The organism is Gluconobacter japonicus, from assembly GCF_002723975.1.
GTDB classification, from domain to species: domain Bacteria; phylum Pseudomonadota; class Alphaproteobacteria; order Acetobacterales; family Acetobacteraceae; genus Gluconobacter; species Gluconobacter japonicus.
In genome coordinates this window covers 1-22,710 of record NZ_BEWO01000011.1, presented here as the reverse complement: position 1 = coordinate 22,710, position 22,710 = coordinate 1, and the positions used below count along the sequence as shown (strand labels likewise).

The following is a 22,710-nucleotide window of genomic DNA, read 5'->3' as shown; positions in this document are numbered from 1 at the left end:
ACGTCTGCGCCACGCGGATCAGGATCTGTCGTGACGACTCCCCGCTGCCATCAGAGGTCAGGACGGGTCTGTTAGGTTAAGCCTGCACGCAAATACGCGCGACAGACGACACTGTGTCCATTATGGACACAGTGCTAGCCCGCAAAAACACCCTCAGCAGGCGCTCTGTCAATAAAAAAACGGGTGTTTGATCGCTCTCTGCGAGCAATCAGGAGCGCACCTGCCGGCGTAAGACTTCTTCACAGGCTTTTTCAAGCACTTGTTCTGCGGAGAGGTCGTCCGTCTCGATCAGCACGGCATCCGCAGCCTGTACAAGGGGTGCCGTATCACGCGAAGAATCCCGCGAGTCTCGCGCGACAATCTCGGCAACAGCCGCCTCAAGGTCAGCTTCGACCAGAGGAGCCTCACCATGAACCTGATGGTGGCGACGCAGGGCGCGTGTTCTGGGAGACGCCGTAATGAAAAACTTCACGTCTGCGTCGGGAAAAACGACCGTTCCGATGTCCCGGCCATCCACAACAGCACCAGTCTGTGTGGCAAACACACGCTGCCGGTCCAGCAGGGCTGCACGAACCGCCGGCTGGGCCGCCACCAGAGAGGCCCCCCGGTCGATTTCTGGAACACGGAGATCCGTTCGGGCAAGATCTTCCGGCTGGAGTGCCTGCGCTTGGGCAGACGCATCTCCCGCCGGGTCCAGATCCGCATTTACCATCCGGCGCGCGACAGCACGGTACAGCAACCCGGTATCCAGATAGGGCAGCCCCAGCTTGGCTGCGAGCGCCTTGGCCAGCGTCCCCTTCCCGGCTGCGGCTGGTCCATCCACGGCAATGACGAGCGGACGGCTCATGCCCGGATATCCGCACCCAATGCGTTCATCAGGTCAACAAAGCCGGGAAAGCTGGTTTCGATAAAAGCCGTATCGTCGATATGAACCGGCTTCTGCGCGGCAAGACCGAACACGATGCCACTCATGGCCAGACGGTGATCCATGTGCGTCGTCACGGTGCCACCACCCAGCGGCCCCCTGAAGCCCTGAACAATCAGGTCATCACCCACGACTTCTGTTTCTGCACCGTTGACGTCCAGCAGCGAAACCGTGGCAGCCAGACGGTCGCTTTCCTTTACGCGCAGTTCTTCCAGACCACGCAGGCGGGACGATCCTTCTGCAAACGCGCAGGCCACGGCCAGAACGGGATATTCATCAATCATCGAAGGAGCACGCTCGGGCGGCACATCCACACCCTTGAGCTTGCTGTGACGAACGCGCAGATCACCAACAGGCTCACCACCTTCAACACGCTCGTTCTCAATCGTCAGGTCAGCGCCCATTTCGAGCAGTGTCGTGAACAGACCTGTCCGCAGGGGATTAAGGCCCACGTTCTCGATCAGCAGATCAGAGCCGGGGACCAGCAGTGCAGCCACCAGCGGAAAGGCTGATGAAGACGGATCGCCCGGCACGGTCACGTCACGAGCCGTCAACTTCACCGGACCAGTCAGCTCGATTCGACGCCCACCGGCATCAAGAACGGAAACATCAACGTCCACACCAAAATGACGGAGCATGTTTTCCGTGTGGTCACGAGTGGCGACCGGCTCTTCCACAACTGTCTTGCCAACGGCATTCAGACCGGCCAGCAGAACAGCGGACTTCACCTGTGCCGAAGCAACCGGAAGACGGTATTCAAGCGGCTTGGCCTGACCATCACCGCGGACGGCCATCGGAAGACGTCCACCCTCACGGGCCAGAAATTCGGAACCGTTTTTGGACAGGGGATCCATGACGCGACGCATTGGACGGGAGCGGAGGGAAGCATCCCCGGTCATGACACTGTTCATTTTATGGGACGACAGAATACCGGACAGGAGGCGCGCGGCCGTTCCGGAATTTCCCATATCCAGCACATCTGCTGGCTCGGTCAGTTCTCCGACGCCCCGACCGTCAATCGTCCAGACGGCACCATCGCGGGTAATGGTCGCACCCAGAGCGCGCATGGCGTCTGCAGTCCGCAGAACGTCCTCGCCCTCCAGAAGACCGTAAACATGCGTACGGCCATGTGCGAGAGAGGCCAGCATCAGCGAACGATGGCTGATGGATTTGTCACCCGGAACACGGGTGCGGCCGGAAAGTCCCTTCGGGGACGCGGAAACTGTCAAAGGTCGCGCTTGCATGCCCCTGTTCATGCGAGGGTCATTCCTGCCTGTCAATCACCTACAAAAGGGTGCGCTCATGCAGTTTTTAAGACACTTCATGTTTGACATGACGGAAACAAGCTGGCATGGCCGCGTTCCTTATCCGAGGCATTGGCAGGCTTGCATAACATGGCAAAACCCGAACTCGGTCTAAAACGGACGTGCGTTGAGTGCGGCGCCCGCTTCTATGACCTGAACCGCGTCCCTACAGTGTGCCCCAAGTGTGGCACCACCCAGCCGAACGACATCGGCCGTCTGAAGCGGAGCGAAGGCCCGCTGCCGGAAGAGAAGGATCCGAAGGCTCAGCCTGACGAGAACGAAGATGATGTCGACGTCGATCTGGACACGGATGATGATGCCGATGACGATGTCATGGCACCTGATGATGATCTGGACGATGACGATGATCTTTCGAACGACATCGAAGTCACGACTGACAAGGACGACCGCGACGACAACTAAGGTTGTCCGTGCTCTTTCCTTTGCAGCAGCATTGAGCGGCTGCGCCGGTCCGGGGGACGTTTCGTCCCCGGATGGCGCAGCCGTTCGTGCATTGAAAGACCGGCTGGACCATCATCCCAGCGCAACGGCGGTCCTTCAGGAACACTGCGCCCTTCCCATCCGGGTGGTGCGCCTTCCAGCCCGAGAACAGCCTTCTCCGGACGTTCTTCTACTTTTAGACGTCAAAACGGCAGATCAGGTGCGGACGCGGCACGTCCAGCTTCTATGCGGCGATGTGGCCCTGTCAGACGCCTGGAACTGGTATGTGCCAGAACGTCTGACGGCTGAAATGAACCATATCCTTGAGACGACAGACACGCCGTTCGGGAAAGCTGTGACCGAGACACATTTCCACAGACAGCGACTCGAATCGCATTTTCCGGACGCATCGTCGGGAATCGTTCTGGAAAACCGGGCCATACTCCGGCGTGCGTCCGACAACGCACCCATTTCTCTGGTTGTAGAAGATTATCTTCCCGCAGCTCTGAAGCCCCAGCCCTGAACTTATCGGGCTGGTGACCAGTTGAGGTGCTGACCGCCGTCCATCGCCAGCATCTGGCCGGTCACGGACGGGAGCGAAAACAGGGCCAGAGCGGCCTGAGCAATCTCTTCCGGCGAGGCACCACGCTTCAGGGGCGTTCCGGCGCACATTCGGTCAAAATGCTCCTGTGACTGCCCTACAGCCGGCAGAACAGGTCCGGGACCAATCGCATTGACGCGAATCCGGGGGGCCAGCGCGAGCGCCAGCGTCTGTGTCAGGGTCCACAGACCAGCTTTAGACACGGTATAGCTGACGAAATGTGGTGTCAGGTTCCAGACACGCTGATCCAGCATGTTCAGAATCAGTCCTTCCGCATCTTCAGGAAGAGACTGTGCCATAGCCTGAGACAAAACGAACGGCGCTCTCAGGTTCGGTTCAATATGCCGGTCCCAGCTTTCCCGGGTTGCCGTCCCGATCTCATCGCGTGTGAAAGCAGAAGCATTGTTGATGAGAACACCAACTGGACCCAGTTTCTCCGTGGCGTCAGCAACCAGTGCCTCAACACCTTTTTCAGAAGCCAGATCCGCTTTCAGAAGACAACCACGACCGCCAAGCCGATCGAGAAGCTCCTGAGCATCTTCCTCGCTTTCACGGTAGTGGATGGCAACCGTAAAGCCCTGCTCCACCAGCATTTCGACCAATGCACGACCAATGCGTCTGGCTCCCCCCGTCACAAGCGCCGTACGGGGAACGCGCGGAGAAATCATAAGGCGCGCCGTGCAATCAGGGCTGCGGCGAGCGTGCCGTCATCCAGCACATCCAGCGCTCCCCCCATCGGAACACCATGTCCGACACGGCTGACCGTCACGCCTGTGGGAGCCAGCTTTTCCTGCAACCAGTGCGCGGTCGTTGCGCCTTCAACAGTTGCGCCAAGGGCCAGAATGACCTCCCGGACGCCGCCTTCGGCAATACGATCCAGCAAAGACGCGACATTCAGGTCATCCGGACCAAGTCCTGCAAGTGCAGAAAGTGTACCACCGAGCACCTGATAGACGCCCCGATGCACCCCTGCCCGCTCAAGTGCCCAGAGATCGCCAACAGTCTCGACAACGCAGACCAGACCGCGATCACGGTGAGCATCCGTGCAGATATGGCAAGGATCGACTGTATCCAGATTCCCGCACAGAGTGCAGGTTCTCACACTGGTCGCGGCGCGTTCCATAAGATGCGCCAGGGGCAACATCCGCGCCTCTGGCTGGCGCAGCAGACTGAGAGCAGCCCGTCTCGCGGACCGAGGACCAAGCCCCGGCAGACGGGACAGCATGGAAATCAGCTGCTCGATGTCATTGCTGATCATCATGGCGTCACGTCCGCAGGAAAAAGGATCAGAACGGCAGCTTCAGGCCAGGGGGCAGGTCCAGACCACCCGTCACATCGCGCATGGCCGCAGAACTGGCCGCTTCTGCCTTGTTCTTGGCGTCCGTATAAGCAGCAACGATCAGATCCTGAAGCATTTCCATTTCGTTCGGATCAGCCAGCTTCGGATCGATCTTCAGGCTGCGCATTTCGCCCTTACCCGTGAGCTGAAGCGTCACGAGACCTGCACCCGCCGAGCCATCCACCGTCAGATTGGCCAGATTTTTCTGGGCTTCTTCCATCTTGGACTGCATCTGGCTGGCCTGCTTCATCAGTCCGGCAAGGTTCTTCATAACGGCTCCTGGTCTTTCAGTAGATCGTCTTCATCAAGGAAATCGGCGTCGAGAGGCGCGAATTCCAGGTCGGGAGGAGAATCCTCCGTCAATGGTGCGGTTATTTCGGGTGGCAGACCGTATTCATCAAGGGAATGATCCTGCACATCCCCGATTTTTGCACCGGGAAAAGCGTCAAGAATGGCTTTGACCAGTGGATGAGCTTCAACCGCCGCCCGGTTGAGCTGCACGACCTCGGCGCCCTGCTCGTCAAGCGTTGGCTCACCCTCAGCTGTTGAGAGGCTGATGCGCCACTGACCGGGAAAATGCTCTTCCAGAAAACTTTGGAGAAGCCTGTCGGCTTTGGTCTGGGCATCTTCAAGGCGAATCTGAACATCTGGCGGGGAGAACCGCACGAGATGCACCGCATTGCGAAGCGTTCCATGAAGCTGAGGAACCTTGTCCCATGTCAGGGCCACCATTTCGCGCCATGTGCGCGGAGGCGTCAGGACCTCTGGCTCCGGGGCCTGTTCGGACTCTGCTTCCGCGTAACCCGGCTCAATGATCTCGCCACCATTGGCGACCAGACGAACATGCGCTCTCGGGCCGCCCTGATCCGTAGACGCGGAAAGCTGCTGCGAGGCATGAGCCTGAATATTTACGCTGCCAGTTGAAAATCCGACGTTCGTAGAGCCACTAGACGGACCAGACGGAAGCGAGAGGTCGACACCGCCTTCCGTCAACTGGCGGATCAGACGGTCCGGCGTTGGCAGCAGGCTGGCATGGCACAAACGGATCAGCACCATTTCCGCCGCCTGTCGTCGGTCAGGCGCGGCCTCGACTTCCCCAACACCTTTGAGCAGGATTTGCCACGCACGCCCCAGAACACTCGTGGACAAACGATCGGCAAGCATGCCACCCCGTGTCCGCTCGGCTTCCGGCAGATCCCGGCCTTCTCGCAGGGATGGCATAGCCTTGAGGCGGGACACGAGGTGCAGAAGATCAAGCAGATCCGCCAGAAGGACGCCCAGATCAGCGCCTCTTGCATAAGCCTGATCCGTCAGGTCCAGAGCCGCTGCCGCTTTACCAGCCATAAGAGCTTCGAGCAGGTCAAAGACCAGTCCGCGATCTGCCAGACCCAGCATGTCTGACACAGCATCCGCATCACTGGCACCCTGGGCAATCGCCTGATCCAGCAACGAAAGGCCGTCACGAACAGACCCATCAGCAGCGCGGGCAATCAGGGCCAGCGCGTCGTCAGAAAGGCTTGCGCCTTCCTTCTGCGCAATGCGGCCAAAATGTTCGATCAGCAAAGATTGCGGCACACGGCGCAGGTCAAAGCGCTGACAGCGGGACAGGACCGTGACCGGCACCTTCCGCAGTTCTGTCGTCGCGAAAATGAAGGTAACCTGCGGCGGTGGTTCTTCAAGCGTTTTCAGAAGCGCATTGAACGCATTGCGGGACAGCATGTGCACTTCATCGATGATGAAGACTTTCATGCGCGCCTGCATCGGGCGGAAGCGCGTGGCCTCAATGATCTCACGCACGTCATCCACGCCGGTGCGGGAGGCCGCGTCCATTTCCAGAACGTCCGGGTGCCGATCCGCAAGAATGGCGGTGCAGTTCGCGCAAACGCCACAGGGTTCAGCGGTCGGGCCGCCATTCCCGTCAGGCCCAACACAATTCAGGGCACGTGCGATGATACGGGCTGTCGTGGTCTTACCCACACCGCGCACGCCCGTCAGCATGAAGGCATGCGCCACACGCTTCAGTTCAAACGCGCGCCGCAGGATACGGACCAGCGAGTCCTGACCAATCAGATCTTCAAAAGTCTGAGGCCGATATTTTCGGGCAAGAACGCGATAGGGCGTATTGTTCTCCGGGAGCGCAGGAGCCGGAACGGGCTGCGCAGGCGCATCACCGAAAAAGCCGCCACCGTTTTCAGGCGGCAGGGGAAGATCGTCGTTATCGTCAGTCATGAAACTGGAAACCGTCAGAGCGGGATGTGAAGACCGCTCTCTGTCGGCCTTGTGCCGGGGCGCAGAACAGAAAATCTGTCGCGCCCGCAGGCTGTACTTGATAGGAGGCCGGACATTTAACCCGGATAAAACTCACTGCGGCTGCTTCCTTCCGGACCTGACCGGGTTGGCAAGGTATCCGTCCAAAGCCGACCTCCCGGCGCTCTCCTAACACGGAGATGGGGGTGTCTGACAACCCCCTATCATTCACCCGCGGCTTCACCACCCGCATGACGCGGATCAGCAGCACCGTAGATCAGGCCCGTTTTGTGAGCAGACAGGCTCGGACGATCTGCCAGAATGCCTTCAGCCACACCCCATGGGCGATGCAGAGACAGCGCGTAACCTTCGGATTTCAGCACATTCATCACATCATCCGTCAGGGCACCCGGCTCCAGTTCTACAGCAGACGGCTCCCACTGTTCGTGGATTCGAGGCAGATCCACAGCCTGTCGGATATCCAGGCCGTAATCGAGCACGCCCAGAATGGCGGAGAGCGTAATCGTCGGGATACGGGAGCCACCGGGGCTGCCAATCACCATAATAACCTTGCCGTCCTTCGAGACAATCGATGGAGACATGGAGGACAGCGGTGTCTTGCCCGGAGCAATGGCATTGGCCTCGGACCCGACAATTCCGAACATATTTGGCGCACCCGGTTTGGATGAGAAATCATCCATTTCGTCGTTCATCCAGATGCCAGTGTTGCCGCCCATCACCCCCGAGCCAAACCAGCCATTGAGGGTATAAGTAGCCGAAACCGCTATGCCGCCTTTGTCCAGCACGGAGAACTGGGTCGTTTCATGCTTTTCCTGCGTATCCGGCGCGGCTTCTGCGGCCTTGACCGGAAGTGCTTCGCCCGCACGGAGCGTGCTGGACGGCAGAGCATGATCCAGCGGAATACCAGCCCGCACCTGCGCGGCGTAAGCGGGATCATTCAGGTGTTCGATCGGATTTTTGACGAAAGCCGGATCGCCAAGATCACGCCGATCTGAATAGGCATGACGCATGGCTTCGATTTCACGCTGCGCAGATGCCGCCGTGTGCAGGCCCAGCGCATGCATGTCATAGCCGGACAGAATATTCAGGATTTCGCAAAGCGCTACGCCACCACCACTTGGTGGAGGGGCTGTATCGATCGTGTAACCCCGATAGGTGCAGCGGATCGGGTCCATGAAACGGATATGGTAGTTCGTGAAGTCAGTGGCTTCCAGAAGACCACCGCCTTCTTTACTGGCGCGTACGATCTCAGCGGAAATCGGCCCGTCATAGAAAGCCTTCGGCCCATTCTTGGCGACCAGTTCCAGCGAATTGGCGAGGTTTTTCTGAACCAGTCTGTCACCCGGTTCAAAAGACGACCCATCCGGACGCAGGAAAATCGGACGCGCATACGGGTCCTGACGGAAATACTTCGTGGACGTGTTCAGAAGCTGCACGTCCCCTTCATTCAGAATGAAGCCATCGCGTGCCAGAGCAATGGCAGGCGCCATGACCTTCTCACGCGACAGATGCCCCCATTTTTGCAGGATCGTATCCAGTCCAGCCACCGTCCCCGGAACCGCAACGGCTTTCCAGCCTTCCGTGGACAGACCCGGAATAACCTTGCCGGAAGCATCCTGATACATTGTGGCGGTTGCGGCACCCGGCGCATGTTCGCGGAAATCCACGAAAACCGTCTGACCGGATTTCAGGCGAATGGTCATGAAACCGCCACCGCCAATATTACCCGCAGCCGGATAGACAACTGCCAGCGCATAACCCACGGCAACAGCCGCATCGATGGCGTTACCGCCCTGTGCAAGAATCTGCGCCCCCGCTTCCGATGCAAGATGCTGCGCTGAGACCACCATGCCGTGCTTGCCTGACACCAGCACGCCTGGAGACATATGATCCGGGCCGAAAGCCAGCGGATCGTGAGCAGAACTCAGAGTGGTCGTTGCGGGAGCGGCCAGCGCTGTACCCCCTGTCAGACCTGCAACAATCAGGGCAAAGATTTTTTTCATGCGCCAGCTCCGTAAGGGGGCTTGTTGTAACCTTTCGGGGAGAGGGTGAAGATTTCGCAACCGTCTTCCGTCACCCCAACCATATGCTCAAACTGAGCGGAGAGTGTGCGGTCACGCGTAACGGCTGTCCAGCCATCATCCAATACTTTGACCTCGGGCTTGCCGATATTGAGCATCGGTTCGATCGTGAAGACCATTCCGGGCACCAGCTTCACGCCCTGCCCCGGTTTTCCATAATGCAGGACGTTCGGAGCGGCGTGAAAGTCTCGCCCGATGCCATGACCGCAGAAATCACGCACGATGGAGAAGCGGTTCTTTTCAGCATGAACCTGAATCGCATGGCCGACATCGCCAAGTGTATTGCCCGGCTTGACCTGCTCAATCCCCAGCATCAGGGACTCATAGGTCACTTCAACCAGCTTCTCGGCTTTCTTCGGGGCTTTTCCGACGATGTACATACGGGAGTTGTCGCCGTACCAGCCATCCAGAATGGACGTCACATCGATATTGACGATATCGCCGTTGGAAAGCTTCTTGTCCCCTGGAATACCGTGACAAACGACATGATTGATGGAAATGCAGCAGGCTTTCGGGAAGCCATGGTAATTCAGGGGAGCCGGGATCGCGCCATGAGCCAGGGTAAACTCATGAATAATCCGGTTCAGTTCTTCCGTCGTGACACCCGGCTGAACATGCTCCGTGATCATATCCAGCGTTTCTGAAGCCAGTTGCCCGACTTTTCTCAGATGTTTGAAGTCTTCACTGTCGTAAAGAACAATCCCACGCGAATTATCACCCATGTCTGCCGCCCGATCCTTAATCTTTCTACAGGTCGGGACAAAATGCGACTGTCCTGCCTTGACCGCAAGGCAGGGAGACGAGTTTTTCAGCCTCGCGGGTGACGACCCGCCTTGTGATGGGTCGCGACATGATGCGCACTGACCATACGGACCGATGCTCCCCGCCGGGTAATACGACCGAAGCGGCGCGGCCCTGTCGGGGCATCCGCCACCTCCATTGGACGATTGGACGCAACCAGGGTGCGGCTATGCGCGAAGCGACCACCATGACGGGCAGAAGCAATCATCATCGTCCGTGGTGCGACCGGATGCATCAGCGGCTGCGGTGCCACACCTTCAGAAGCGAAGGCATCATCCAGAATGGAAGCCATTTCCATAGAGCGGCGCCCATTGGACGACGACCCCAGCACCACACCAATCAGGCGGACATTCCCACGAATGGCGGACGTCACGAGATTATGGCCAGCCGCATCCGTATAGCCTGTCTTCATCCCGTCAGCGCCTGCATAGATCTTCAGCATCGGATCATGGTTCGGCACCAGATGACGATGGAAGTAGAAAGAAGGTACACCGAAATAGTGATAATACTGCGGGAAATCATTGATCAGATGCTGTGCCAGAAGGGCGAGATCATGCGCCGTTGTCACCTGATCCGGATCTGGCAGACCGGACGCATTGCGGAACGTCGTGTTGGTCATGCCCAAAGCGCGGGCCTGCTGTGTCATGAGTTGGGCGAAGCGCACTTCGTCACCGCCGCCCAGAAACTCACCCAGAGCGCAGGCGGCGTCATTGGCGGATTTCGTAACCAGAGCAAGAATGCCCTGCTCAACCGTCAGACGTGTTCCCGGTACAAGCCCCAGTTTCGAAGGTGCCTGCATGGAAGCATGAATGGAGACCGGAACTTCCTGATCCAGAGTAATCTGGTGCGCTTCAAGGGCGCGGAAAGTGAGATACAGCGTCATGAGCTTGGTCAGAGACGCCGGATAGCGCTGCAACTCCGCATCGGACTGCGAGAGGACGGCCCCGGTTCGGGCATCCATCACGAAGCTGGAAACATGCCCGGCATATTGCGCGCGGGCGGACCCCATACCTACTGCCGTCAGTGCACATAACAGGAGGGCCTTGCGGAAAGGAGAACGCATTCTATGGCAGCCTCTGAACAGAACATTATCGCCGGGGACAGTCAGACCGCTTTGGAACGGCCTGTAATCCCATTACATTAGGCGCAACAAAAAGCGCCCGTCCACAGGGTTTGCGGGAGTTTGCTTAATTTTTCGTAAGCATGACGCAAAGCCGACCAGATCATGTCAGGAACATGGCAATATTCACGAAATGTACTGCTTCTTACCCCCTTCTCAAGTCGGGGGAAGCGTCCCATATCATACCAGTCATGTCTTCTTACGATTTTCTTTCACCCGCTACCGCCAGTCTGCAAGCCGAATCCATGTACGGATCGACCGTGATGGGGCCAGGACCGTCGGACCCCAAAGAACCTACGGGGCCACGCCTTCCCGATGACGAAGATCTGGGACTCAGCGTTGTCGTTCGTCCTCGGACACGGACGCGCAAGCCGTCCATGTACAAGGTGCTGATGCTGAATGACGACTACACGCCAATGGAGTTCGTCGTGCATGTGCTGGAGCGCTTTTTCTCCATGAACCGGGAAGAAGCGACGGCTGTCATGTTGCAGGTGCATCAACGGGGGGTGGGCGTCTGCGGCGTCTTTACCTACGAGGTTGCGGAAAGCAAGGTGGCTCAGGTTATGGATCTGGCACGCCAGAACCAGCATCCCCTTCAGTGTACGATCGAAAAAGACTGACTTTCTTGCCCTAAGGAATGCAGGCACCGGACAATTTCTTGTTCAATCCTGCGTTTCTGACTGGCGTTACGTGTTGCACCACGACAAGATACCTCTTCCACGAGAGGTCGAGAGGAGCGCCACCCTATGCTGTCCCGTACGCTCGAACAGACGCTCCACCGCGCCCTGACATTCGCGGGGGATCGGCGTCATGAATATGCCACCCTCGAACATCTGCTGCTGGCTCTGACAGAAGATGCCGACGCACTGACGGTTTTCCGCGCCTGCGGAATCGACCTTGAGAAGCTGCGCTCCGATCTGACCGATTTCCTGGACAAGGATCTGGCGGGGCTAGCGTCAGATCGCCCGACAGAACCCAAACCGACGGCGGCTTTCCAGCGCGTGATCCAGCGTGCGGCCATTCATGTGCAGAGCACAGGCCGCGACGAAGTCACGGGCGCGAACGTGCTGGTTGCGCTCTTTGCCGAGCGTGAAAGCCATGCCGTGTACTTCCTGCAATTGCAGGACATGACACGACTCGACGCCGTGAACTTCATTTCTCATGGAATTGCCAAAGCTCCGGACCGGGGTGCAGGCCGCAAACCTGCTGCTGCGTCCAAGGACACGTCCGAACGCGAAGAGCGCAAGGAAACGGCCAAGGACGGTGCACTGGCGACCTATTGCGTCAATCTGAACGATCGCGCCCGTGAAGGACGGATCGATCCGCTGATTGGTCGCGATCAGGAAATCGAACGCACGATCCAGATCCTGTGCCGCCGCACGAAGAACAACCCGCTTTATGTGGGTGATCCGGGTGTGGGCAAGACGGCTATTGCAGAAGGTCTGGCCAAGCGCATCGTTGAGAAGGACGTACCTGAAGTCCTGCAGGACAGCACAATTTTCTCCCTCGACATGGGTTCGCTTCTGGCTGGTACGCGCTATCGCGGTGACTTTGAGGAACGCCTCAAGGCCGTTGTGACGGAACTTGACCAGACACCGGGTGCAATCCTGTTCATCGACGAAATCCACACCGTCATTGGTGCAGGTGCAACGTCGGGCGGGGCAATGGATGCGTCCAACCTGCTGAAACCGGCTCTGGCCGCTGGAACGCTCCGCTGCATCGGGTCCACGACGTACAAGGAGTTCCGTCAGCACTTCGAGAAGGACCGTGCTCTGGTACGGCGCTTCCAGAAGATCGACGTGCCGGAGCCGCCCATCGAGGACGCGATCAAAATCCTTAGAGGTCTGAAAGGCAGCTACGAGAAGCACCATAAGGTTCGCTACACCGACGAAGCCCTGCGTGGCGCCGTCGAACTGGCAGCCCGTTACGTGCATGACCGCAAGCTGCCGGACAAGGCCATTGACGTGATTGATGAGGTCGGCGCGGCCCGGATGCTGGTTCCCGAGAACAAGCGCCGCAAGACCGTCACGCTGAAAGACGTGGAAGACGCCATCGCCAAGATTGCGCGTATTCCGCCCAAGGCTGTCACGGCAGATGACCGGGAGACCCTGCGCCATCTGGAGCGGGATCTGCGGAACATGGTGTTCGGTCAGGACAAGGCGATTGATGCGCTTGCCGCAGCGATCAAGCTGTCCCGCGCCGGTCTGCGCGATATGGAAAAGCCGATTGGCAACTACCTGTTCTCCGGCCCTACGGGTGTCGGCAAAACGGAAGTGGCCAAGCAGCTTGCTTCGTCTCTGGGCATTGAACTGATCCGGTTCGACATGTCCGAATACATGGAGCGTCATTCGATCTCCCGTCTGATCGGTGCTCCTCCGGGCTATGTCGGGTTTGATCAGGGTGGACTGCTGACGGATGCGATTGACCAGCATCCCCATGCCGTCCTGCTGCTGGACGAAATCGAAAAGGCCCATCCGGACCTTTACAACGTCCTGCTTCAGGTCATGGATCATGGTCGCCTGACGGATCACAACGGCAAGACCGTCGATTTCCGCAACGTGATCCTGATCATGACCACGAATGCGGGTGCGGCGGATCTGTCCAAGGAAGCGATCGGCTTTGGTCGCACCAGTCGTTCGGGCGAGGATGAAGAGGCAATCAAGCGCACCTTCACCCCTGAGTTCCGGAACCGTCTGGACGCGGTTATTCCGTTCGCCAACCTGACGCCGGAGACCGTGGGCCGCGTGGTGGAGAAGTTCATTCTCCAGCTCGAAGCCCAACTGGCCGACCGTCACGTCACGATCGAAATTTCCTCTGCCGCCAAGGAATGGCTGGCCGAGAAGGGTTACGATCGCCTGTATGGCGCACGTCCTCTGGGCCGCGTCATTCAGGAGCACATCAAGAAGCCACTGGCGGAAGAGCTGCTCTTCGGTCGACTGGCAAAGGGTGGCGCTGTGAAGATCGGTCTGAAAAACGACGCGCTGGACTTCGAGATCATCGAAGGCTCAGAACTCAAGAACGAAGACGCCGAGAAAAAAGACGAAGCGACGAACTAAGTCGTCTTGTCAGGAAAAAGCCCCGGAGGATGATCCTCCGGGGCTTTTTTTTATTCGTAGCGATGCCCGTTGACGGTCACATACCCGGCCCAGGGCCATTTGCGGCTTGTGCCATGATGCGTCCAGTCGATGCCCTGCTTGCGCAGGCTGTCGTAGTAATACCGGCCCTGCACCTCAACAGTGTCGCCCTTCTGAACCCACGGCCATTGAGGGGCGCTCATCTCATCCAGCCCGGAGACGATCCGGATGGAAACGCCCTGCCCGACATCGACGTAGAAATAGCCATGCCAGCCGCTGCGCGTTCTTTGCGCCCGCTGTGCCACCGCAATGACACGCCCGCAGATATGTTCCGGAAGGTCCGTCCGGGTGGCGCCGCGTTGTTCGAAAGTCTGCTGGTCGTTCAGGAATTTCGCGTTATCGCAGGTTGCGGGCATGGAACCCACGGTCTGGGCAGAAGCCCCAAGCGGCGCGCCAAGGCAGGCCATTAGCGCCAGAAGTTTCAGACGGGACATCATGGAAAAAGCACCCTCCGTTCAGGAAAGTGCTTTTATGCTCCGTTCCATACTCTGAAACAAATAACCGCCTGATTTACATCGTCCCAAACAGGACGGACGTGTCGATCATGCGGTTCGAGAAACCCCATTCGTTGTCATACCAAGCACAGACGCGCACCATCCGTCCGCATTCCATGATCGCCGTCTGTGTTGCATCGAAATTGGACGACGCGGGCGAGTGGTTGAAATCGCTGCTGACCAGAGGCGCATCGCTATAAGCCAGCACGCCTTTCAGAGCCCCCTTGGCCGCCTCCTGCATGACGCGGTTCACATCCTTTGCTGTCTCCGGCGGATTGCGGGACAGGAAGTCGAGCGACACCAGTGAAACATTCGGTGTTGGAACACGAATGGAGGTTCCGTCCAGACGACCTTTCAGATGGGGAAGCACCAGCCCGATGGCCTTGGCCGCACCTGTTGAGGTCGGCACCATGTTCAGGGCGGCGGAGCGCGCGCGCCTGAGGTCACGGTGGCGACGGTCTACGATCTGCTGATCTCCAGTATAGGAGTGGATCGTGACCATATAGCCGCATTCGATGCCGAAATTGTCGTCCAGCACTTTCACAAGTGGAGCAAGGCAGTTGGTCGTGCAGGAGGCATTGGAAATGACCGTCATTTCCGGCTTCAGCATGTCGTTATTCACACCATACACAATGGTGGCATCAACATCCGTGCCCGGCGCGGAAATCAAAACCTTGCGGGCACCGGCATCCAGAAGAAGCCCTGCCTTTTCCTTCGTCGTAAAAAGACCTGAACATTCAAGAGCCACATCCACTCCCTCGAACGGAACCTTTGAAGGGTCACGCTCGGAAGAGACACGGATAGGACCGTAAGTTCTGCCGTTATGGGTGATTGTGAGCATGTCGCCCTCAAGCTGCACCTCACCCGGCATCCGGCCATGCACGCTGTCATAAACCAGCATATGCACCTTGTCTTCGACTGATCCAGGCCCATTGATTCCGACCGGTGTGACGTCCTGCCGTCCTGTTTCAACGATACTGCGAAGGGCCAGCCTGCCAATACGGCCGAAACCGTTAATGGCGATCTTTACTGTCATTGTCTTGGGTCTCCGTCAGGGGAAACCGCTGCCGGGACGAGACCACGGCGGCGGTTTGTCCCGGCAGGCGTGAGAGCGCCGGGACAGTCTTGCCAGAAAGGGTGTCAAAGCCGGGGCTCACAGGCCGATCCGGTTGAGCGGCTTGCCAGCCATGAGGTTCCGCTCGATCTGTTCGAGGCTGACACCACGCGTTTCAGGCACGAATTTCAGGGTCAGGTAGATGAAGAACGCATTGAAAGCGGCATACATCCAGAAGGTCTGAGCATTCCCGATCGTGTTCAGAAGCGTCAGGAACGTCAGACCGACGATCATATTCGTAAGCCAGTTGGTGAAGGTCGAGCAGGCGATACCGAAGTCACGGCCCTTGATGGGCTGCACTTCCGAACACAGGATCCACACCAGCGGCCCGGCAGAGAACGCAAAGCCAACGATGAAAGCCAGAAGCATCGTAACCGCCCCATAGCGGGCCAGTTCGCTATCACCCGTTCCGAAGTAGAGGAGCGTGCCAACCGTAAACATGCCGATCGTCATGATAATGAAGCCGGCAATGAGCATCGGACGGCGGCCCCATTTGTCCACGAAGCCGATGGCGATGAACGTGGAGAGCACGTTGACCAGTCCGACAATCGCCGTACCCCACATGGCTGCGTTATCGCCGAAACCTGCGACTTCGAAGATGCGCGGGGCGTAGTACATGACCACGATAATGCCGGTGAACTGCTGCATGGTCTGAAGCAGAACCCCGAGAAACACTGAACGGCGGAAATTGGCATTGGCCTTGAAGAGACCGTAGCCGCCTTCAATCTGGGCAAGCTGCTCCTCAATGTCTGCAATTTCCGAGCGTGCTTCCCCTTCATGGCCACGGAGCTGATGCAGGACCGTGAAGGCCTCGTCCTTGCGTCCGCGCAGAACCAGCCAGCGCGGACTGTCCGGCAGCAGAAGCACACCCAGCAAAAACACTACGCCGGGGATGGCCACGATCCCCAGCATCCACCGTCAGGAACCAGAATATGCCAGCAGCGCATCGGAGATGAACGCTACGAAAATCCCGACCGTAATCATGAGCTGATAAACCGAGATCAGAGACCCGCGGTAGTGCTGATGGGCGATCTCGGAGATGTAAAGTGGAGCGGTAAAGCTGGCGATGCCAACAGACACGCCAAGTACCATCCGTCCGATAATGAGAAACGTGACGGACGTTGCCAGCGCACAGAGCAGCGAGCCCAGAACGAACAGGAAAGCAGAAGACAGCAGCAGGCGTTTGCGGCCGAAGAGGAAAGAGAGCCGGCCGCCAGAAACTGCGCCCAGCGCTGCCCCGACCATCATGGCCGAAACGATGCATTCCTTGCCGAAATCCGTCACGTTGAATTCCTGACCGATGAATTTCAGGGCGCCTGAAATCACACCGAGATCGAGGCCGAACATCAGCCCCGCAACCGCAGCCAGAATTGCGGTCAGAACACTTTTACCATTCAGGGACACTGGCGGCGATGCCGAAAGGTCGATGCCACTCATTGCCTTGTTCCTCTTCTTCAGGTTCCCGTTATGAGAACAACCCTTAACTATTCATGTTCTAGAGTTATCATCTCAGGTAAAATCAAATAAAAGAGAACATTTTTATTTCTCTTTTATTTAAGTTTTACATGTTTGGATAGTTTGGACCATCCCCACCCTGCGGTGTTGTCCAGACGATATTCTGACTTAGATCTTTGATATCGCAGGTTTTACAGTGCACGCAGTTCTGGAAGTTGATCTGAAAGCGTGGCTGCTCGTTTTCCGGTCGCAGCACTTCATAGACACCCGCCGGGCAATATCGCTGGGCCGGCTCGTCATAGAGCGGCAGATTGACCGCTATCGGGATGGATGGATCACGCAGGGTCAGATGGCACGGCTGGCGTTCTTCATGGTTGGTGAAAGAGAACGCCACGTTGGTCGTGCGGTCGAAGCTCAGTTCGCCATCCGGTTTGCGATAGTCGATCCGCTTGAACTGCGAAGCCAGACCCGTTGCTGCGGCATCGGATTTGCCATGATGCAGGGTCCGGAACGGGGAATACCCGACCAGGCTGGTCATCCACATATCAAGGCCACCAAGAGCGACGCCACCGATCAGCCCGAAACGCTCCCAAAGCGGTTTGACGTTCCGGACAGGCTTGAGGTCTGCGCCTACAGGGCCATTACGGAGTTCGTCTTCATAGGCCGTCAGTTCATCCTGTGCCCTGCTCGCAGCCAGAGCGGAGCGTGCCGCGTCCGCTGCTGCGATGCCGGAGAAAATGGCGTTATGGCTGCCCTTGATGCGCGGGACATTCACCAGCCCGGCGGAACACCCCAGCAGAACACCACCCGGGAAGGTTACCTTGGGGATGGACTGCCAGCCGCCTTCTGAAAGCGCGCGGGCCCCGTAGGCCACACGCTTTCCGCCCTTCAGCAGTTCGGCCACCATCGGGTGGTGCTTGAACTCCTGAAACTCGCGATACGGGTCCAGATACGGGTTTTCATAGCCAAGATGGACCACAAACCCAACGCAGACCTGATTGTTGTCGAGATGGTAGATGAAGGACCCGCCACCGGCTTTGCTGTTCAGCGGCCAGCCCATGGTGTGCGTGACCGTGCCTTCATGATGCTTGGCGGGATCGATTTCCCAGATTTCCTTGAGGCCCAACCCGAATTTCTGCGGGTCTTTGCCTTCGGAAAGCGCGAACCGATCCATTAACTGACGGGCCAGTGAACCCCGCGCACCTTCCGCGAAGAACACGTATTTCCCGTGCAGTTCCATACCCGGTTCGTAGGCATCACCCGGCGTTCCATCCGGGTTCTTGCCAAACTCACCAGCCACGACACCCGCAACGCGGCTCTGCTCGTCATAAACGATCTCGCTCGCTGCCATGCCGGGGAAGATTTCCACCTCCAGGCCCTCTGCGACCTGTGCCAACCAGCGGCAGATATTCCCGAGCGAGACGATGTAATTCCCATGGTTGTCCATGAGTTTTGGCATCATGCTGTTCGGCAGGCGGATCTGGCTCTTTTCCGTCAGCAGGAAAAAATTGTCTTCCCTCACCGGCACGGTGATGGGCGCATCCATGGTCCGCCAGTCAGGGAGCAGCACATCCAGCGCGCACGGATCAATGACCGCGCCTGACAGGATATGCGCCCCGACTTCAGACCCTTTATCCAGTACGACCACGGAGAGGTCCGGCTCGTTCTGTTTGAGCCGGATCGCCGCGGAGAGACCAGCAGGGCCAGCGCCGACGATGACAACGTCATAGTCCATGCTTTCCCGTTCGATCGTAGTCATGGTCTTTCTCCTCCCTGCAGGCCTCCGGGGCCTGTCAGAGTTTTGCCGTCAGTTCTGGAAGGATGGTGAAGAGGTCTCCCACCAGTCCGTAATCCGCGACCTGGAAAATCGGGGCGTCTTCGTCCTTGTTGATGGCGACGATCACCCGGGAATCTTTCATGCCCGCCAGATGCTGGATCGCCCCGGAAATACCGACTGCGATATACAGCTCCGGCGCGACAATCTTGCCCGTCTGCCCGACCTGCCAGTCATTCGGCGCATATCCGGCATCCACAGCAGCGCGACTGGCACCGATGGCGGCATTCAGCTTGTCCGCAAGCTTGGCGATAGTATTAAAGTTCTCTTTCGATCCGACGCCACGACCACCCGAAACAATGGTCTTGGCAGCCGTCAGCTCAGGACGTTCGGACTCAACTGCCTTGTCTTCCACCCAGGACGACAGCCCCGGATCAGCCGGAACAGAGACATTTTCCACACTGGCAGCCTCACCTTCGCCAACAGCCGAAAAGGCTGCCGTACGAATGGTGAAAACCTTCACAGGATCGGAGGACTGCACCGTCTGGATCGCATTGCCGGCATAGACCGGGCGATCGAACGTCTCGGCATCCTGCACAGCCGTTACGTCTGACAGGATCATGACATCCAGCAGAGCCGCAACACGTGGCAGAACATTCTTGGAAAACGCCGTCGAGCCCGCAGCGATATGGCTATAGCCGGATGCCAGCGACACGATAAGGGCGGCGACAGGTTCAGCCAGTTCATGAGCCAGAGACGCATCGTCCGCCAGCAGGACTTTGGACACACCCTCAAGCTTTGCAGCTTCAGCGGCAGCATTCGCTCCGTTCTGGGTCGCGACGAGAACCGTCACATCGCCCAGCGCCTTGACGGCGGACAGAGCCTTGGCAACGGTATCGGTAACGAGGTGGCCATTGGCCACTTCAGCAAGCAGCAGAACAGACATCAGATCACTCCTGCTTCAGTCTTGAGTTTCGAAACCAGCTCATCAACGGAACCGACCTTCACACCCGCCTGACGCTGAGGCGGTTCAGCCGTACGGATAACCTTCAGACGCGGCGCAATATCCACATCAAGGTCAGACGCCTTGCGTTCTTCGAGCGGCTTCTTCTTGGCTTTCATGATGTTGGGCAGAGCGACATAGCGCGGCTCGTTCAGGCGCAGATCCGACGTGATGATGGCAGGCAGCTTCACGCGGATGGTCTGAAGGCCACCATCAACCTCACGGCTGACGGTTGCGCTGTCGCCCTCAATCTCGACGGAGGACGCGAACGTGGCCTGACCCCACCCCAGGAGGGCGGCGAGCATCTGGCCGGTCGCGTTCATGTCGTTGTCGATGGCCTGCTTGCCCGCGATGACGAGGTTTGGTTTCTCATCCTCAATCACCTTCGCCAGCAGTTTGGCGACGGCGAGAGGCTCGATATCCACATTTACATCTGCTGTGGCTTCGACAAAAATAGCGCGGTCCGCGCCCATGGCGAGCACAGTGCGCAGTGTTTCCTTCGCCTGCGGCACACCGATGGAAACAGCGACCACTTCCGTTGCGATGCCTTTTTCCTTGAGACGGACGGCTTCTTCGATGGCGATTTCGTCAAACGGATTGACCGACATCTTGACGTTCGCAAGCTCGACCCCGGACCCGTCACCCTTTACGCGGATGCGGACGTTGTAATCGACGACACGTTTGACAGGGACGAGGATCTTCATGATGCCCTCCGATGGGTCAGCAGACAGTGCGGAAGCGTTCGACCATCGTGTCCAGCACGTCAGCCGGGTGGCGCTTCCACCAGTTATTCGCGGAAAAGATTTCCACCTCGCAGAAGCCGGAATATCCGGCGGCCTCCACCTCCCTGCGGATCCCCCGCAGGTCTGCAACGCCGTCCCCCATCATCCCGCGGTCAAGCAGGATGTCTGTTGTGGGAACAAGCCAGTCACAGAGGTGAAAACCCAGAATGCGGTTTCCCGCACGAGCGAGTTGGCGTGGCAGGTCCGTGTCCCACCACACATGGTAGATATCGATCGCAACGCCCACGCTCTCCGACGCCAGAAGGTCGCAGAGATCCAGGGCGTCACGGGTGGTCGTGAGGCAGGAGCGGTCTCCGGCATAAGCCGGATGCAGAGGTTCCAGCGCGAGTTTCACGCCACAGGCTTCAGCATAGGGAATGGCCTTCGCCATACGGTCCGCCACGATGTCCAGACTGCGCGTCACGCCTTTCGTGCCGGTTTCCACACCACCGACAACGATGGTCAGAACATCGGTCCCGAGTGCGGCTGTCTGGTCGATGGACCGACGGAAATCCGACAGGATCGCCTCTTCTGTCTGAAGGCCCAGCGGACCGACCAGAAAGGGAGTCCGACACAGGCCGACAACCTTCACCCCAGCCTGACGCGCCCGGTCTCCGATTTCCGCAGCCCTCTCTTCGATCTCCCGCCGCCAGAACACGATCCCGCCAATGCCGCGTTCAGCACAGGCGTCGATCGTCTGTTCCGGTGACCACCCTGCCCCAACGCCCGGCACATTATGGCCAAGCGTTGCGGTATTGAGGGCGAGAGCCGAATGATCGTGACGGAAGTCCCGCATGGTCAGGCCCCGTACATCGCCAGAAGCGACTTCATCCGGTACACGGCCAGATCGGGGTTCCGCAGCAGGCCGCAGCCATCAGCGAGACGGAAGATCTCCGTGAAATGCTGAAGGGAGCGCATGGACTGCGCACCATTCAGCATGATGAAGTGATCCTGAAATCCGTTCAGCCAGGCCAGGAACACCACACCCGTCTTGTAGTACTGCGTGGGTGCCTGAAAGATCACGCGAGCCAGCGGAACGGTCGGGTCGAGCGCAGCGTGAAAGCCTTTCACATCGCCTTCACCCAGCAGTTTCACACCACGAGCCGCCAGAGGCGCGATCGGATCAAAAATGCCGAGAAGCGCATGGCTGTAGCCCTGCTCATCCCCGGCGATCAGTTCGGGGTAATTGAAATCATCACCCGTATACATCCGCACACCCTTGGGCAGGCGACGACGCATGATGATTTCCTTCTCCTTGTCGAGAAGGGAAATCTTGATGCCGTCCACCTTCGCGACGTTTTCTTCAATGATGCTCAGGACTGTTTCCAGGGCTTCATTGAAGTCATCCGTACCCCAATAGCCAGCCAGAGCCGGATCGAAATCCTTGCCCAGCCAGTGCAGAACGACAGGCTCATCACAGGCGGACAGCACTTCGCGGTAGACCCGCTTATAGTCCTCGGCACTGGACGCCACGCGAACGAGGGCTCGGCTGGCCATCAGAATGACGCGTGCGCCAACCTTCTGGATCGCCTCGACCTGTTCCAGATAGGCTGCAAGCACATGATCGACGGAGCGCGCATCCTTCGGGTCCAGATGGTCTGTCCCCGCGCCGTTCACGACCATCGCATCTGGCAGTTCGGCCTTGGTGCGACGGATCAGATCCAGCGCACCGGGCCAGTCCAGACCCATGCCGCGCTGGGCCGTATCCATGGCTTCAGCAATTCCAAGGCCCATGCCGACGAGATAGCGACGGAACTCAAGCGTCTTCTTCCAGTCAATCGTGGCACGGCCGGACGGTGCATTATCCGTGAACGGATCAGCGACGACATGGGCCGCCGAATAGACGATCCGGGCCGGATTGGCAGGAAGGACACTGCGAGGAACAGGAGTACCGATCAGATGGTAGTCCATCTTCCGGCCGGTTTCGTCGGGCAGGATGATCTTCATAACCGTTTCTCAGAAGCGCGGCACAAGCATTCCGGCATCCGCCGAAATGACCTGGCCTGTGGTGTAAGGCAGTTTCCCGGTGGCAAGGGCCGCAATGATGCGTCCCATGTCCGAGGGCTCTCCAACT

20 protein-coding genes, 1 other RNA gene and 2 pseudogenes are annotated in these 22,710 nt (G+C 58.4%); 4 read left to right on the top strand and 19 right to left on the bottom strand.

The window, feature by feature from the left end; genetic code table 11:
* Positions 1-208: 208 nt before the first annotated feature.
* Together cmk and aroA are read right to left on the bottom strand one after the other, a co-directional pair.
* On the bottom strand, positions 209-847 hold the full coding sequence (cmk, locus tag GJA01_RS09025) for a (d)CMP kinase (protein WP_062504161.1): 639 nt from the start codon (positions 845-847) through the stop codon (positions 209-211).
* Positions 844-2,169, bottom strand: a complete 1,326-nt coding sequence (gene aroA / locus GJA01_RS09020) for a 3-phosphoshikimate 1-carboxyvinyltransferase (protein WP_082785274.1) — start codon at positions 2,167-2,169, stop codon at positions 844-846. The genes cmk and aroA overlap by 4 nt, the downstream gene beginning before the upstream one ends.
* A gap of 150 nt (positions 2,170-2,319) precedes the next feature.
* Here aroA and GJA01_RS09015 point away from each other — a divergent pair, with 150 nt between their 5' ends.
* Both GJA01_RS09015 and GJA01_RS09010 read left to right on the top strand, forming a co-directional pair.
* Positions 2,320-2,652, top strand: coding sequence for an FYDLN acid domain-containing protein (locus GJA01_RS09015; protein WP_010500698.1), 333 nt, complete (start codon positions 2,320-2,322; stop codon positions 2,650-2,652).
* A complete protein-coding gene (locus GJA01_RS09010) occupies positions 2,588-3,193 on the top strand; it encodes a chorismate--pyruvate lyase family protein (protein ID WP_253783309.1) in 606 nt (201 codons plus the stop codon). Before GJA01_RS09015 ends, GJA01_RS09010 begins: the two co-directional genes overlap by 65 nt.
* A 2-nt stretch (positions 3,194-3,195) precedes the next feature.
* Here GJA01_RS09010 and GJA01_RS09005 read toward each other — a convergent pair whose 3' ends face one another.
* The 8 genes from GJA01_RS09005 to GJA01_RS08970 form a co-directional block, all read right to left on the bottom strand.
* Entirely contained in the window at positions 3,196-3,939 is a 744-nt protein-coding gene (locus GJA01_RS09005; RefSeq protein WP_062504155.1) for an SDR family oxidoreductase, read from the bottom strand.
* Positions 3,936-4,529: a recombination mediator RecR gene (gene recR / locus GJA01_RS09000; protein WP_167347222.1), complete on the bottom strand. Its 594-nt coding sequence runs from the start codon at positions 4,527-4,529 to the stop codon at positions 3,936-3,938. The genes GJA01_RS09005 and recR overlap by 4 nt, the downstream gene beginning before the upstream one ends.
* Positions 4,530-4,557: 28 nt before the next feature.
* Positions 4,558-4,881: a YbaB/EbfC family nucleoid-associated protein gene (locus tag GJA01_RS08995; protein ID WP_010500689.1), complete on the bottom strand. Its 324-nt coding sequence runs from the start codon at positions 4,879-4,881 to the stop codon at positions 4,558-4,560.
* Positions 4,878-6,839, bottom strand: a complete 1,962-nt coding sequence (locus GJA01_RS08990; protein ID WP_062504261.1) for a DNA polymerase III subunit gamma/tau — start codon at positions 6,837-6,839, stop codon at positions 4,878-4,880. The genes GJA01_RS08995 and GJA01_RS08990 overlap by 4 nt, the downstream gene beginning before the upstream one ends.
* Before the next feature lie 100 nt (positions 6,840-6,939).
* An RNA gene (gene ffs, locus GJA01_RS08985) (signal recognition particle sRNA small type) lies at positions 6,940-7,036 on the bottom strand.
* A 45-nt stretch (positions 7,037-7,081) separates the two neighbouring features.
* Positions 7,082-8,881 (bottom strand): gamma-glutamyltransferase, encoded by a 1,800-nt coding sequence (gene ggt, locus GJA01_RS08980; protein ID WP_062504153.1) that lies wholly within the window; start codon positions 8,879-8,881, stop codon positions 7,082-7,084.
* Positions 8,878-9,681, bottom strand: coding sequence for a type I methionyl aminopeptidase (gene map, locus GJA01_RS08975; protein WP_010503763.1), 804 nt, complete (start codon positions 9,679-9,681; stop codon positions 8,878-8,880). The genes ggt and map overlap by 4 nt, the downstream gene beginning before the upstream one ends.
* A gap of 86 nt (positions 9,682-9,767) precedes the next feature.
* Complete coding sequence (locus tag GJA01_RS08970; RefSeq protein ID WP_061932902.1) at positions 9,768-10,823, bottom strand: D-alanyl-D-alanine carboxypeptidase family protein; 1,056 nt, start codon at positions 10,821-10,823, stop codon at positions 9,768-9,770.
* A gap of 248 nt (positions 10,824-11,071) precedes the next feature.
* Here GJA01_RS08970 and clpS point away from each other — a divergent pair, with 248 nt between their 5' ends.
* A complete protein-coding gene (gene clpS / locus GJA01_RS08965; RefSeq protein ID WP_010503767.1) occupies positions 11,072-11,500 on the top strand; it encodes an ATP-dependent Clp protease adapter ClpS in 429 nt (142 codons plus the stop codon).
* Positions 11,501-11,626: 126 nt separating this feature from the next.
* Entirely contained in the window at positions 11,627-13,936 is a 2,310-nt protein-coding gene (gene clpA / locus GJA01_RS08960; protein WP_099282346.1) for an ATP-dependent Clp protease ATP-binding subunit ClpA, read from the top strand.
* Between the two features lie 50 nt (positions 13,937-13,986).
* On the opposite strand, the gene GJA01_RS08955 is transcribed toward clpA, so the two are convergent.
* The 9 genes and pseudogenes from GJA01_RS08955 to GJA01_RS15735 all read right to left on the bottom strand — a co-directional run.
* Positions 13,987-14,451: a DUF3465 domain-containing protein gene (locus GJA01_RS08955; RefSeq protein WP_062502474.1), complete on the bottom strand. Its 465-nt coding sequence runs from the start codon at positions 14,449-14,451 to the stop codon at positions 13,987-13,989.
* A 73-nt stretch (positions 14,452-14,524) separates the two neighbouring features.
* On the bottom strand, positions 14,525-15,544 hold the full coding sequence (gene gap / locus GJA01_RS08950) for a type I glyceraldehyde-3-phosphate dehydrogenase (protein ID WP_062021181.1): 1,020 nt from the start codon (positions 15,542-15,544) through the stop codon (positions 14,525-14,527).
* Between the two features lie 117 nt (positions 15,545-15,661).
* A pseudogene (locus tag GJA01_RS08945) lies at positions 15,662-17,059 on the bottom strand (sugar porter family MFS transporter).
* A 124-nt stretch (positions 17,060-17,183) separates the two neighbouring features.
* Positions 17,184-18,836: an electron transfer flavoprotein-ubiquinone oxidoreductase gene (locus tag GJA01_RS08940; RefSeq protein WP_062502473.1), complete on the bottom strand. Its 1,653-nt coding sequence runs from the start codon at positions 18,834-18,836 to the stop codon at positions 17,184-17,186.
* A gap of 34 nt (positions 18,837-18,870) precedes the next feature.
* Positions 18,871-19,797 (bottom strand): electron transfer flavoprotein subunit alpha/FixB family protein, encoded by a 927-nt coding sequence (locus tag GJA01_RS08935; RefSeq protein WP_062502472.1) that lies wholly within the window; start codon positions 19,795-19,797, stop codon positions 18,871-18,873.
* Complete coding sequence (locus tag GJA01_RS08930; protein ID WP_099282344.1) at positions 19,797-20,558, bottom strand: electron transfer flavoprotein subunit beta/FixA family protein; 762 nt, start codon at positions 20,556-20,558, stop codon at positions 19,797-19,799. Before GJA01_RS08930 ends, GJA01_RS08935 begins: the two co-directional genes overlap by 1 nt.
* 16 nt (positions 20,559-20,574) lie before the next feature.
* The gene (locus tag GJA01_RS08925; RefSeq protein WP_099282342.1) at positions 20,575-21,432 is read right to left on the bottom strand and encodes a sugar phosphate isomerase/epimerase family protein; all 858 of its coding nucleotides are present in this window, start codon (positions 21,430-21,432) and stop codon (positions 20,575-20,577) included.
* 2 nt (positions 21,433-21,434) lie between these two features.
* Complete coding sequence (locus GJA01_RS08920) at positions 21,435-22,583, bottom strand: dihydrodipicolinate synthase family protein (protein WP_062021195.1); 1,149 nt, start codon at positions 22,581-22,583, stop codon at positions 21,435-21,437.
* A gap of 9 nt (positions 22,584-22,592) precedes the next feature.
* Positions 22,593-22,710, bottom strand: a pseudogene (locus GJA01_RS15735) (3-ketoacyl-ACP reductase); the annotation flags it as partial.

Bases quoted from the DNA above. Each gene is read 5' to 3' on its own strand.
- cmk (WP_062504161.1), bottom strand. From the start codon at position 847: ATGAGCCGTCCGCTCGTCATTGCCGTGGATGGACCAGCCGCAGCCGGG.
- aroA (WP_082785274.1), bottom strand. From the start codon at position 2,169: ATGCAAGCGCGACCTTTGACAGTTTCCGCGTCCCCGAAGGGACTTTCC.
- GJA01_RS09015 (WP_010500698.1), top strand. From the start codon at position 2,320: ATGGCAAAACCCGAACTCGGTCTAAAACGGACGTGCGTTGAGTGCGGC.
- GJA01_RS09010 (WP_253783309.1), top strand. From the start codon at position 2,588: ATGACGATGATCTTTCGAACGACATCGAAGTCACGACTGACAAGGACG.
- GJA01_RS09005 (WP_062504155.1), bottom strand. From the start codon at position 3,939: ATGATTTCTCCGCGCGTTCCCCGTACGGCGCTTGTGACGGGGGGAGCC.
- recR (WP_167347222.1), bottom strand. From the start codon at position 4,529: ATGATCAGCAATGACATCGAGCAGCTGATTTCCATGCTGTCCCGTCTG.
- GJA01_RS08995 (WP_010500689.1), bottom strand. From the start codon at position 4,881: ATGAAGAACCTTGCCGGACTGATGAAGCAGGCCAGCCAGATGCAGTCC.
- GJA01_RS08990 (WP_062504261.1), bottom strand. From the start codon at position 6,839: ATGACTGACGATAACGACGATCTTCCCCTGCCGCCTGAAAACGGTGGC.
- ggt (WP_062504153.1), bottom strand. From the start codon at position 8,881: ATGAAAAAAATCTTTGCCCTGATTGTTGCAGGTCTGACAGGGGGTACA.
- map (WP_010503763.1), bottom strand. From the start codon at position 9,681: ATGGGTGATAATTCGCGTGGGATTGTTCTTTACGACAGTGAAGACTTC.
- GJA01_RS08970 (WP_061932902.1), bottom strand. From the start codon at position 10,823: ATGCGTTCTCCTTTCCGCAAGGCCCTCCTGTTATGTGCACTGACGGCA.
- clpS (WP_010503767.1), top strand. From the start codon at position 11,072: ATGTCTTCTTACGATTTTCTTTCACCCGCTACCGCCAGTCTGCAAGCC.
- clpA (WP_099282346.1), top strand. From the start codon at position 11,627: ATGCTGTCCCGTACGCTCGAACAGACGCTCCACCGCGCCCTGACATTC.
- GJA01_RS08955 (WP_062502474.1), bottom strand. From the start codon at position 14,451: ATGATGTCCCGTCTGAAACTTCTGGCGCTAATGGCCTGCCTTGGCGCG.
- gap (WP_062021181.1), bottom strand. From the start codon at position 15,544: ATGACAGTAAAGATCGCCATTAACGGTTTCGGCCGTATTGGCAGGCTG.
- GJA01_RS08940 (WP_062502473.1), bottom strand. From the start codon at position 18,836: ATGACTACGATCGAACGGGAAAGCATGGACTATGACGTTGTCATCGTC.
- GJA01_RS08935 (WP_062502472.1), bottom strand. From the start codon at position 19,797: ATGTCTGTTCTGCTGCTTGCTGAAGTGGCCAATGGCCACCTCGTTACC.
- GJA01_RS08930 (WP_099282344.1), bottom strand. From the start codon at position 20,558: ATGAAGATCCTCGTCCCTGTCAAACGTGTCGTCGATTACAACGTCCGC.
- GJA01_RS08925 (WP_099282342.1), bottom strand. From the start codon at position 21,432: ATGCGGGACTTCCGTCACGATCATTCGGCTCTCGCCCTCAATACCGCA.
- GJA01_RS08920 (WP_062021195.1), bottom strand. From the start codon at position 22,583: ATGAAGATCATCCTGCCCGACGAAACCGGCCGGAAGATGGACTACCAT.